This is a genomic window from Bradyrhizobium hipponense (assembly GCF_008123965.1).
GTDB classification, from domain to species: Bacteria; Pseudomonadota; Alphaproteobacteria; order Rhizobiales; family Xanthobacteraceae; genus Bradyrhizobium; species Bradyrhizobium hipponense.
Genome location: NZ_VSTH01000220.1, coordinates 1 through 12548 on the forward strand (window position 1 = coordinate 1; position 12548 = coordinate 12548).

Sequence of the window (12548 nt, forward strand, 5' to 3'; positions counted from 1 at the left end):
GTGGTGGCGGTACGCCAGGACACTCGCAAACAACGTATTCGTCCTGGCGTACCGCCACCACATCCGCCTGGGCTCCTGATAGATCCGGTACAACCATTCAAGACCGAACTGCTGCATCTGAAGGGGAGCACGCAGAACCGCGCCGGCGAGAACGTCGAACGCGCCACCGACACCCATAATGAACGGGACGCCGAGCTCGTCGCGGTGGGCAGCAAGGAAGCGTTCCTTCCGCGGTGTGGGCATGCCGATGAACAGGCAATCAGCGCCGCTGGCTCGGATATCGCGGACGACATCACTCTCCTGCTCGCTGGTAAAGTAACCATGTTTCAGCCCGGCAAAGACAAGCGACGGATGCTTATCCCGAACGCGCTGCGCAGCCTGATGCAAGACCGCGGGCGTGGCTCCCAGAAAATAAGGTCGGAAGCTTTCCCGCTCGCACACTTCGAGTAGTTCGCGCAGTAGGTCCACGCCAGTGACGCGCGACATGGCCGGGAGACCGAGCGCTCGCGCGCCCCAAACGATACCCATGCCGTCGATACCGACGATGTCGCTATTGGCAACATCAGCGGCAAGCACCGGATCGGACCGCATGTTGACAAACTTCGCGACGTTGAGGGCCACATGCTGCAGACGCTGATGGCCTCGCATGGCCTTGCTCGCAAGGTCGATCGTCTCAGCCATCGTCAGGATATCGATGGGGCACCCTAAAAATGAAGCGCGCATCGGCTCCCCCGTTGAAATTAACTCCGGGCCTCAGAACGCCCGTCGCTTGCATTTAACTTAATAAATTGATAATACTAACCGCGATATTTAATTGCAAGTTATATTGATATTTATATTTGAACAAGGAACCGCGGTATTTCAGCGAGAAATGACCGGCTCGACGTCGCATCCATGGCAGGGACGATTAAATAGCGATTAAATAACATGATTTCGGTAATCATTCCGCATCTAAATCAGCCCGATGCCCTGGACATCTGTCTGGCCAGCCTTGAAGCGCAGAGTCTTCCCCGCGATTGGTTCGAGATTATTGTGGTGGACAACGGTTCAGCAGTTTTGCCGAAAGATGTTGCCGCCCGACATGCTGGCGTACGCCTGTTGCAGGAAACGCAGCCAGGCCCTGGTCCGGCTCGCAACGCTGGTGTGGCGGCCGGAACCGGCGAGGTGCTTGCCTTCATCGACGCCGATTGCCGGGCGCATCCGGACTGGTTGAGCAACGTATGGCGCTCACTACATTCGTTGCCGACCGGTACGGTCCTCGGCGGGGACGTTCGTATCTGGCAAAGCGGGAGTACGCAGCTCGATGCAATCGCGGCTTATGAGAGCGTTTTCGCCTATCGATTCAAACTCTATATCGAGCGCCACGGCTATTCTGGCACCGGCAACATGGCCATGCTTCGCCGGGATTTCGATTCTGTGGGTCCGTTTGCGGGCATCAATGTAGCGGAAGATATGGAATGGGGAGAACGCGCGCGCCGTTCGGGACTTCGCTTTCGGTACGTACCAGAGATGATTGTCTTTCACCCGGCCCGGAGTTCTCTCCAAGAGCTCTATATCAAGTGGGACCGCCAAATTGTGCATTATCGCAACATGGCCGAGGGCACGCCGGGATGGAGATTGCGCTGGATTGCACGGGCTTTGCTCGTTGTGGCGTCGTCGGCACCGAGCATCATAACGGTTCTAACGAGTGACAGGCTCCATGGCATTGGAGATCGCATCAAGGCCGTTGCCGTTATGTGCGCCGTACGGTTCCATCGAGCCGCAACAATGCTGTCGTTGCTGCGCAACCGACGAGCCGTCGCGTGGAATCGCTAGCTGAGGGAACACGTGTTGCCGCAGTATCAGGGTTGCCAAAGGCCGAGTTGTAGGTCAGCTCTCGCAAATCACAGCGTCGGGCAAACGACCACAGCATCCAACCCAATTCATAGCTGCGGCATTCCAGCCGGAGGCCGATGCCAGAACTCTCAATGAGCCCCGACTCGCCTCCGACGTAGGCATTCTTGATCGCACGCAGCATCCTCGGCACTTTCGTCGTCAGTTCGTGCTTTCGACTCTGCGACCGGATGGTTAACCCGAGTTCTGGCACCAGCATCGATCGGCCAAGCTGATTATCGCCGAGCGCCCAGTTAAACCCCTTGATCAGGGCATTCCGCGCTCCAGGGACCTGATAGTGCTCCGCCCATTCCAGCAACGCGGGAGCCATGCCATACTGGTGCACCGAGTACACTTCATAAAAATCAAGCACGCGGCCACTAGCCGCATCAAAAAACCAGGGCCACTCGCCTTGGGGACCTTGCAGCGCAATCAGCTTGCGTACGCACGCACTTGCGATCGCAAGCGCGGATGACGCGCCTGTGTACTCGCCGTAATGGTAACACGCGATCGACAGATAGACCTGCGTAGCGAAGGAGGCGAAGCGCCGTCGCAATCCGAATGGCGCATCAAAGAACAGCTCTGACCCAGTACGGAAGCGCTCTTCAAGAAAGCGATAGAGCGGATCAGCGAAACGCGTCCATTCCCGGTCTCCCGCCCTGGCTTGAGCAACGACGCCCGTCAACAACATACCCAGGTCCTGCGCGCGGAATGTTTTCCACCGCGCCTGATCGGTCAGGAGCGCCCTCACTATCCGCCTCACCTGCTCGGGCATCTCGAAGCCGAGCTCTGCGGCGGCCCAAAGGGCCATGCCCAATGCGTATTTAGGCACGGGAAGCGCGGTGAGCTGGACGGCGCTTCGATAGAATACTTCCGACAGGTTGATACCACTGGGAACCTCGCCGATCCTCGACATTCCGAGCAGAACGTTAAGTGTGTAGAATACATCGCTGTAGGGCAGCGATTCGTTCGGCGAGAGACGCCCGTCCAGGTGATAAATATGCGACCAGCGGCCGTGTTCAGGCAGCCAACACTGCTCCAGTCCTTTGAGCGCGTAGCGAACTAGGGTCGAATTCTGTGAGGAGCCGGCCATCAAAGTTACACCCGCAATGGGACTGTTCTTCATCTAAAGAACCACCGTATTTTGAGCCTTATTTCCGGACGAATTAATCCGACCTCAGACGAAAAAGAGACTGGGAAGCGGAGGCCACACTGTGCTGCCCAGTTCTTTCTAGGCACCCGATTTCGCGCAAATACTGACCGTAGTCGCTCTTCTCTAAAGGTCTCGCCAGCGCTTCCAGCTGGTCACGGTCGATAAAACCCTGCCTGAACGCGATTTCCTCGAGGCAGGCGACCTTCATCCCTTGTCTTTTTTCGAGTGTCTGCACGAACATCGCCGCGTCAATCAGGGACTCCACTGTGCCGGTATCCAGCCAGGCGTAGCCCCGTCCCATCCGCTCAACATGGAGCACCTCGGCCGACAGGTAGCGCATCTGCAGATCGGTGATCTCCAGCTCGCCGCGTGCCGAGGGCTCGACACGGCGTGCATATCGCACGACGCTGTTGTCGAAGAAATAGAGGCCCGTGATAGCCCAGTTGGATTTCGGATGCTTCGGCTTCTCCTCAATCTGAACTGGGCGATCGGCGTCATCAAAGGTAACGACGCCATATCTCTCCGGATCCCGGACGTGATAGGCGAAAACCGTTGCACCTTCCTCACGACCCGCAGCTCTGGCGAGCAGTGCACCTAACCCGTCGCCAAAGAAAATGTTGTCACCGAGCACCATCGCAACGCGATCGTTCCCGATGAAATCGGCACCAACAATGAACGCATCCGCAAGACCAGCGGGACGGGGTTGCTCCGCGTAACTGAGTCGAATCCCCCATTGACTGCCGTCGCCCAGCAGGCGCTCGAATTGACACCGATCCGAAGGCGTGGTGATGACGAGAATCTCGCGGATGCCTGCCAGCATCAGCGCCGACAACGGATAGTAGATCATCGGCTTGTCATAGATGGGTAGCAGCTGCTTGCTCACCACTTTCGTGATTGGAAAAAGTCGTGTTCCCCTGCCGCCGGCCAGCACGATTCCTTTGAGCATCGATTTCACCTTCCACGAGTTGGTCGAGACAGGTTTCGAGAGAGCAAGGCCATGCCGGCAGTCGAAGCCCCAAGACACGTTCGGCCTTCGACGAATCTAGGCGCGAATTCCGTGGCCTCCGCGCCGCGGTTGGGTACTGCTCGGTCGTGATCGCTTCGAGCCGGGGCACCTGGATTCCGCGACGGGTGAGCAGGTCGAAAATCGCTTGGGCAAAGCCATACCAAGACGTCTCTCCCTGTCCGGCGAGATGAAAGATCCCGGCCATGGCTCTACGATCGTTGGTTAGCAGCCGGCCCGAGAGCTGAAGGATTGCTGACGCGAGGTCCAGCGCGGACGTCGGATTTCCGCATTGATCCTCAACGACTCTGACGATCGGCTGCGTTTCACAGAGCCGCAGCATCGTCCGAACAAAGTTGCTGCCATGCGGACTGTAGAGCCATGAAGATCTAATCACCGTTGCGAGCGGATGGACAGCCAGAACGGCAGCTTCGCCAGCAAGCTTTGACACGCCGTACACATTCAATGGCGCTGGAACATCGCTTTCGTCGTAAGCATCCAGCTTTGTGCCATCAAAGACATAATCCGTTGAGACGTGGACAAACGGAATGGTCATCTGCCATGCGATGTCGGACAACACCGCCGGACCGTCGCGATTGGCGATGAATGCTTTCGCTACTTCCGATTCCGCCAGATCCACCGCCGTATAAGCGGCAGCATTGATGATCATGGACGGCAAGATCCGATTAATTGCTTTGCGGAGTTCCCCATGGGCCTCCAGATCGATTTCGCTGCGCCCAAGAGCGACCACATGCATGCCGTGCACTGCCGCGAGGTCACGAAGACACCTTGCCAACTGACCGTTGCGACCGACAATTAAAATGGGCCTATCCGTCATTTGCAGCCTCAATGTTGTGTAGCGAGGAGCCCCAGACGCGAGCCGTCATAGACTCCGCTGCGGGCACGCTCCCACCACGTGCGGCTCTTGAGATACCATGCGACGGTTTCTGCCAATCCCTGCTCAAATGTCCTTGTGGGCCGCCAGCCAAGCTCACGGTGAGCTTTCGACGCGTCGATCGCGTAACGGGCATCGTGGCCCGGACGATCCGGCACAAAAGCAATCATCGATCGCCTCGCTGCCGGACCGGGACATAGCTTGTCGACGACGTCGCAGATCTGGGTTACGACGTCGAGGTTGGAACGTTCGCTGTCGCCACCGAAATTGTACTTCTCGCCGAGCTTGCCTTCCGATAAAAGCTTTATCAAGCCTGCCGCATGATCTTCGACATGCAGCCAGTCGCGTACGTTCCGGCCGTCGCCATAGACCGGCAGCGGCTTGCGCTCGATCGCATTGAGAATCGTCAACGGGATAAGCTTTTCCGGAAATTGAAACGGCCCGTAGTTGTTCGAGCAGTTCGACACAATGACCGGCAGGCCATAGGTTTTGAACCACGCAAGCGCGAGGTGATCCGACGCGGCCTTGCTCGCGGAATAGGGCGAATTCGGCCGATAAGGCGTTTCCTCCCGGAAGTAGCCAGCGGCTCCCAGTGAACCGTAGACTTCGTCGGTCGAGACGTGAATAAAGCGAAACCGCTCTCGTCGTGGCGCCGACAGGTGGTCATAGTATTTTCTGGCTGCTTCCAACAACGTGTAGCTGCCCACGATATTTGTGGCGATGAAAGTCGCCGATCCGGTGATTGAGCGGTCGACGTGGCTCTCGGCAGCGAGGTGAATGACGGAGTCAGGCTCGTACCTGCTGAACACGCAATCCATGGCCTCGTGGTCGCAGATATCCCGTTGCTCGAACACATAGGACTCTAGCCCCTGGATGGGTGCCAAGGAGGCTAAATTGGCTGCATATGTCAGTTTGTCGACATTGATCACTGCCGCGCCCTTCCGGAGCACCAAGCCACGGCACACCGCAGAACCGATAAAGCCTGCTCCCCCGGTCACCAAAACGCGCATCTAACCGCTCTCCATCATTCGAAAACGGCGGCAAGCTGGTCAAGCTTGGGCAGGGACCTGTCTTTTGACGACACCTGGGCCTCGACTGTCGTCACGGGCCACTCGATCGCCAGTGCCGGATCGGCCCAATAGAGTCCTCCGTCATGGCTCGGAGCGTAGACCTGGTCCACCTTGTAGAACACGACAGTCCGGGGCTGCAGCGTGCAGAAACCATGCGCAAAGCCTTTCGGGACGAACAGTTGCTCACCAGCTTCGCTATCCAGCTTGACCGCTATGTGCTCGCCGAATGTCGGGGACGAACGCCGAAGGTCGACCACTACATCGAGAATAGCCCCGCTTAACACTCGTATAAGCTTGGCCTGGGCGAACGGCGGTCGCTGGAAGTGTAACCCCCGTACCGTCCCCACCATATCTGAGCTGGATTGATTGTCCTGAACGAAGTCGTGGAGAATCCCCTTCTCTGCAAAGGCCGATCGCCGAAACGTCTCACAGAAGTAACCTCGAGCGTCGGATAGTCGATCTGTATGAATGATCTTGACATCTGGGATCGCCAAAGATCGTACTTCCAGCATAGGAACGTCCTCCGGTGCGCTGGCTCTTAGCCTTGCCAGCCAAGGGACAACCGTTCTTCAAAACGCCGATCGACACTGCTCACGCCATTGTCATTCGAAGCTTCCCGCCGAGGCGCTCGCGCAGGTGATGCGCCTGAATCGCAAGCCGACTCTGACGCGTTGAGCCGACCCACGGCGCATCTCCTTGCCGTTGAATGGTCGATCCGGTTCGACATCGAGAAGTTTTTCACCTCCAACATGTGACCACGCCCCGCGGATGCTCGTTTAATTGTCAATCTTAGGCTTTCTATTTAATTCCCTTCGGCCTGCGGCAATCGCCGCGGCCGATCCAGCGTCAAATCTCCAGAGGTTAGCGCGCAACTCACCGCGCCCCAATAACTGTGCAATTAATATCCGACTAATATTTAATTTGGCAATATGATTTTTCTCATATATACGCTATTTAATAAATCATTCGCTCCCACGTTGATGTGCGGGCGAGTAATCCGGCGCGCCCCTGGCCCAGACAGGTACCCGATGCTTCAGAGCAATCTTCTCCAGACCGACAGAACGCACCTATCATTGAGCGCCCAGGCCCGGCCCGACCAAATCAACGGCGGGGGAATCGGCGACCTCGTCAAGTTCGCCATCGGCTTTGCAAAACGTCGGTACCTTATGATCATCGTCACTGCGGCTCTCGTATTCGCCGCCGCGATGCTCTACCTGCGATTCGCCCCCCCCACCTACACAGCTCAGGTACAAATCTTACTGTCGAATCCACGAGCCAAATTCGTCCAGCAGCAGTCGCTTCTCCCAGAGCCAGTGGTCGACGTCGTCCAAATCGAAACGCAACTGCAGATGATAAGGTCGAGAGCGACTGCCAGGGCAGTCATAACTAAGCTTAAGCTCGCCAACGATCTAGATTTGACTGGGTCAAGGTGGTCCCTCAGCGCGCTGTTGCAGCGAATTCGAAGCCGAAGCCAGCAGCCGGAGAACAATTCGCAAGCCGACACGTCGAACGAGCCCTCCGAAGGCGCAATCGTCGCGCTGTTGGATGGGCTCACTGCGTACAGGATCGGTTACAGCAATATTATCGAGATCAGCTACAGTTCGAGCAGCGCGGTCCGCGCGGCGGAGATCGCCAATGCCGCGGCTGATGCCTACATCAGCGACCAGATGGACGCGAGGTTTGAAGCCACGCGAACGGCAGCTAGCTGGCTGCAGGAACGTCTCCATAACCTTAATGAACAGGCACTGACGGCCGAACGCGCCGTCAGCGCATACAAATCTCAGAACAACATCGTATCTACCGGCGGAAAGTCGATTGACGAACAGCCAGTCAACGATCTCAACGCCCGATTGGTAGCCGCCCGAACCCAGACCTCTGATGCACAGGTCAAGTTCAATCGCTACAACGCGGTCCTGGGCGCCAATGCGACGGGCTCCTCCGTCATCAACGCTCCTGACGCGGCGAGTGCCGACGTCCTCCAGAGCTCGATAATCAATTCGCTTCGCCAGCAATATCTCGAATTGTCGCGTCGGGAAGCCGATTGGTCATCCCGGTTCGGCCGCGACCACTTGGCGGTCGTCAACCTGCGGAGCCGGATACGCGATATTCGCACATCCATTCTCGACGAAGTTAGGAGGCTCGCCGAAACCAGCCGAAACGAATTGGAAGCCGCTCAGCAGCGGCAGCAGGAACTCGAGAAGCAGCTTGCTCGAGCCGTCTCTCAATCGCGCCTGACGAACTCTGCAGAACTAACGATACGGGAGCTGGAGAGCCGAGCGAAAAGTCTCCGCACCATGCACGAGGCGTTCCTGCAGCACTACATGGGTTCGACGCAGCAGGAGACCTTTCCGATTTCGGAGACACGGGTGATCTCCCCCGCCTCCCCGCCAGACCGCAAGAGCAAGCCGAAGACAAGACTGGTCCTTGGCTTAAGCCTTTTCGCTGGAGTAGCACTCGGGATCGGCCTGGCTCTCCTGAGAGATGTCATGGATAGAGTTTTTCGCACGTCTTCACAAATGGAAGCTGCACTGGAGCTACCATGCTTGTCTCTGGTGCCTCTGCTGTCATCTTCCAAGGCGCAGAAGTCAACGGCTCGATCTCAGCAACCGGATGAAGATCTCCAATCACGGACGGTATCGAATATTCCGACGATTCATCGAGCCGTCATCGGGATGCCGCTCTCCCGATTCACGGAAGCCATCCGCTCTATCAAGCTCGCTATAGACCACACCCCCGCGAAGGCCTCCAACCAGGTCATCGGGATCACGTCGGCTCTGCCGAATGAGGGCAAAACAACGATTGCAGCCTCTCTGGCGCAACTCATCGGACATAGCGGCAAGCGGGCTATCCTCGTCGATTGTGATCTTAGAAATCCTTCACTTTCGGCCAGCATGGCTCCCAAAGCCTCTTTCGGTCTCCTCGAGGTCGCGAACGGCAGCCGCTCACTCGAAGAAACGATCTGGCGAGATCCGAGAACCAATCTCGCATTCTTGCCGGCGGTGCGGCGCGGAGCCCTGCTTCACACCAGCGAGATCCTTTCCGCTGAAACTGTAAGCAAGCTGTTCGATCGTTTGCGGCAGACCTATGACTACGTCATCGTGGATCTCCCGCCACTCACTCCTCTGGTCGATGTGCGCGTCACTGCATCCTTGATCGACTGCTACGTTCTCGTCGTCGAATGGGGACGCACGAAGATCGATGTCGTTCAGCATGCCTTGCACACCGCGCCCACCATCTCTGATTCGTTGATCGGCGCAGTCCTTAACAAGACCGATATCAGGGCAATGGCTCGGTACGACGCTTACCGAAGCGATTACTATGACGACAGCCACTACATTCGGTATGGCCTTTCGGATTCTTAGGATGATCCTCTCTGACGTAGGTCGAGTCCTAACGATGGAACTCACGACTGCTGCAACAAGCTCTCCAGGGGAGCGGCCAGACTCAGAGGTGGTGTGAAATGGTTGTCCGGCCGATAATGCACGCTGTGCCTTTGGCTATTGCCTCGGCTTTTGCAATGGCCGAGAACCTGCAGGGGCCGGGAGTGGCATCAGGTATTCTTGCGATAGCCATACTAGCCGTCGCCATCCTCTCCACGTCATCAGCCCTCGCGTGCTTTGCGACACTCCTGCGACCTCTTTTCATCCTGGCTCTCGCCGCACCGGTGCTTTGGATGGTCTTCCAGGTGGTTCCGATCCCGCTCCGCGGATTCGGAAATCAGATCTGGGCGACTGCGTCAGCTGCCCTAAACGAACCCCTCGCGGAGAGGTTCTCGGTTGATGTGCGCGAGACGATGCTGGCGCTCTCACATTACAACATTGTCCTCGCCGCCGCGCTCGTCACCGCGGTTGTTGCTCTGGACAGACATCGGGCGGCGCAGCTCCTTTATATTCTTGTATCGATCACCGCGGTCATCTCCGCGTTATCGATATGGAGAAAGTACAGCAGTTTGAGTGACTCCTGGCCCGGCGAACACGTTTGGACTGGTTCGACCGCAGCGGCGCTTGGGGTTCTCCTCTCCACCGCAATGGCTATCCGTGCGATCGACCAACTGCGGCGCCCTGGGCGACCACCTCGCTCGCCGGCAACGCCGATCGCCATTCTTACCTGCGCGATTCTATCATTGATCGTGTCTATGGCGGCGATCGCTCTTTGGAGCGCTTCTACCGCGCTGATTGCCGTTCTACTCGGAGTGGCAACCGTGCTCACCGTAGTCGCTATTCGCAAATGGTTCTTTGGCCTATGGGGCAGAGCCGGCGTTCTCGCGACGGCAGCAATGTTGTTTGTCGCCAGCTTCACCTTCCTTCCGATCAAAAGGAATGCCGATCTGACGATTGCCCTGTCGACGCACGCTCAGGCGGCAACTGAGCGGATGCTGCAGGATATCCACCCGATCGGGACTGGTGCGGGCACCTTTGTCGCGCTTCTTCCGATTTATAGAGACATTGGCATGCCCGCACTGCGCGAACGACCGACAGCAGCCGCCGCGATCGCCGTCGAAATGGGACGCGTGTTCCTTTGTGGCTTGCTGATAGTCACGCTAATCGGCACCTTCACCTTGTTCAAACGTTCCTTGTCGCGCAGTTACGCCTACTTATACTCAGCCGTCGGCGCAGGCGGTTCCGTATCGCTGACAGTGTTGGCCTTTGCCGAGAATGGCCTTTTCGATTTATACGCATCCCTGTTGGTCGCGGCGCTCTACGGGCTGGCTTTTGCGCAAAGCCTTTCCGGTAGAGCTGGCGAGATTACCTCCGAGGAACTGCCGCAGCTTGCGCAAGAAGTTGGCGACCGAGCTACGACCGCGCGGCCGATTCCTCCAATCATCTTCACCTCCGCATGGACCCGCGTTGCTCTGACATTGATCGGATTGTTGTTAGCCGCTCAAGCAGCTTGGATACTCTCGCAGAGCTGGTATTTCGGTGATCGCCTCGCGATTACATCAGTCGCTGGTCCGAACGAGGCTTTTTCGAGGGCCTTGGCGGCCCACTCCACACGCGAAAATGTCTGGACTGACCGGGGCTCCACTGCCGCTGTGCGGCTTAACTCTGACAAAGCTTTGGACCCGCAACACACCAGCCGGCCGACAGTCTTGAATGCTTTTTCTGGAGTGTTGGAATACTCACCCCTTCGAGGCGACGTTTGGCTCATGCTTGCGGCGCTGTCAAAGCAGTACGCGGGGAGCTATGACACGACAAGCTTACTCAAGATGTCCTACTATACTGCGCCAAACGAGCTGGATCTTATTCCGTTACGGCTTTCTGTCGCTCTCGGCACAGATGCCGCGGTCAAGGAGCCTGAGCTTCGAGATCTTATCCGACGCGACCTTAAAGTCGCCATTACCGGCCGGACTGGACTTCGGCCAGCGATCGTCGCCGCATACCAGTCGGCATCAGCGGACGGCAGGGCATTTGCCGAGAGCTCGATTTCGGAACTCGACCCAAGTTATCTCCAGAGGTTGCGCCCGTGAGGCCCATAGCTTTTTTTCAATAATGCGCCTCGGACAGGCCAGCTCCTGATTAAAATTATTTAATTGACAGAGAATCGGTTGATTAACAGGCTTAAAATATAATATATTATTAATGGACCTCCTCCTCTCTGTTGTTTAGCCATGAATTTTATTAGCCGGCATATTGGCGACCATGAGAGCGATCTAGCTCCCGTCGACTCACTATCGTCTATTGTTGACGAAGGTAAATGGCCCGTCCGGTACGACTCGGTAGAATTTGTAGCGATCTACGCCGATATCGCGACCATTCTATTCGCCGGCTTCCTTTCCGCGCTTCTTTCACACGGCAGCTCGGGCTTGGCTCGGACGTGCGGCTACGCTGCAGTAGCATCAGTACTGTTTGTTTACGTCCTGAAAAGCAGGGCCCTGTATCGGCCGACCGAACTCCTCGTACTCCGAAGCCAACTTCGGGCCATTTGCCTCACGTGGATTTCGTTGCATGCTCTGGTCGCCGCTATGAAAATGCTCGACGCCAATCCTGAGTTTTTCCGAGGTGCCGGTCCTCTATTTGCGGCGATCGGCCTGACATCTTTAATTGCGCAACGGTGCGTTACCAGGATGCTGCTGATAAAATGCCTCAGCGGCAGGAAGTTCGCTCCGACGAATCTTATCCTCATCACTGATCAGCCACCTTCGACTGATGCTGGTCTGTCGGAGACTCTCGCGATCCTCGGCTATCGCGTTAAGGGCCGCTTTGGCTTGCCTGCGATCGGCTCCGACCCTGGTTCAAGAAAACGGTTCAGCGCCCGTGTAATCGAACATATTCGTAATTCCGAAATCGATAGAATCGTGCTGGAAGCCAACCCGGAACGATGGGCCGACCTTCGTGCCTTTATCGCCGACCTGAGGGTACTACCATTCCCTATCATGTTCATACCAGTCGGAGCTGCATCCGAACTGCTTCGACGACCCACGAGGAGTCTCGGAAGCGCCGCTTGCGTAGAGATCCAGCGTGGCCCTCTCACGGCGATCGAGCTCGCGAGCAAGCGGACGATTGATATTATCGGCGCGGGACTTGCCTTGATCATGTTCGCACCATTGCTCGCGCT

9 protein-coding genes and 1 pseudogene are annotated in these 12548 nt (G+C 57.1%); 4 read left to right on the forward strand and 6 right to left on the reverse strand.

Features of this window, described 5'->3' with window-relative positions:
• Positions 1–723, reverse strand: a 723-nt coding sequence (locus FXV83_RS40210; protein ID WP_148745572.1) for a WecB/TagA/CpsF family glycosyltransferase, incomplete at its 3' end; no start/stop codon positions are given.
• 204 nt (positions 724–927) lie between these two features.
• Here FXV83_RS40210 and FXV83_RS40215 point away from each other — a divergent pair.
• The gene (locus FXV83_RS40215) at positions 928–1815 is read left to right on the forward strand and encodes a glycosyltransferase family 2 protein (protein ID WP_148745573.1); all 888 of its coding nucleotides are present in this window, start codon (positions 928–930) and stop codon (positions 1813–1815) included.
• Here the strand turns inward: FXV83_RS40215 and FXV83_RS40220 are convergent.
• Genes FXV83_RS40220 through rfbC form a run of 5 tightly spaced genes read right to left on the reverse strand, consistent with a single transcriptional unit; the run spans position 1733 to position 6505 of the window.
• The gene (locus FXV83_RS40220; protein WP_187436505.1) at positions 1733–2998 is read right to left on the reverse strand and encodes a hypothetical protein; all 1266 of its coding nucleotides are present in this window, start codon (positions 2996–2998) and stop codon (positions 1733–1735) included. The two genes, FXV83_RS40215 and FXV83_RS40220, sit on opposite strands and share 83 nt — an antisense overlap.
• Before the next feature lie 40 nt (positions 2999–3038).
• Entirely contained in the window at positions 3039–3971 is a 933-nt protein-coding gene (gene rfbA / locus FXV83_RS40225; protein WP_148745574.1) for a glucose-1-phosphate thymidylyltransferase RfbA, read from the reverse strand.
• A complete protein-coding gene (rfbD, locus tag FXV83_RS40230; protein ID WP_148745575.1) occupies positions 3880–4866 on the reverse strand; it encodes a dTDP-4-dehydrorhamnose reductase in 987 nt (328 codons plus the stop codon). The genes rfbA and rfbD overlap by 92 nt, the downstream gene beginning before the upstream one ends.
• Before the next feature lie 8 nt (positions 4867–4874).
• Complete coding sequence (rfbB, locus tag FXV83_RS40235; protein ID WP_148745576.1) at positions 4875–5933, reverse strand: dTDP-glucose 4,6-dehydratase; 1059 nt, start codon at positions 5931–5933, stop codon at positions 4875–4877.
• Between the two features lie 14 nt (positions 5934–5947).
• Positions 5948–6505, reverse strand: a complete 558-nt coding sequence (gene rfbC / locus FXV83_RS40240; protein WP_148745577.1) for a dTDP-4-dehydrorhamnose 3,5-epimerase — start codon at positions 6503–6505, stop codon at positions 5948–5950.
• Between the two features lie 516 nt (positions 6506–7021).
• Between rfbC and FXV83_RS40245 the strand changes: the two genes are divergently transcribed.
• The 3 genes and pseudogenes from FXV83_RS40245 to FXV83_RS40255 form a co-directional block, all read left to right on the forward strand.
• Positions 7022–9355: an AAA family ATPase gene (locus tag FXV83_RS40245; RefSeq protein WP_148745578.1), complete on the forward strand. Its 2334-nt coding sequence runs from the start codon at positions 7022–7024 to the stop codon at positions 9353–9355.
• A gap of 155 nt (positions 9356–9510) precedes the next feature.
• On the forward strand, positions 9511–11460 hold the full coding sequence (locus tag FXV83_RS40250) for a hypothetical protein (RefSeq protein WP_235940589.1): 1950 nt from the start codon (positions 9511–9513) through the stop codon (positions 11458–11460).
• A 141-nt stretch (positions 11461–11601) separates the two neighbouring features.
• Positions 11602–12548 (forward strand): annotated as a pseudogene (locus FXV83_RS40255) (undecaprenyl-phosphate glucose phosphotransferase); the annotation flags it as partial.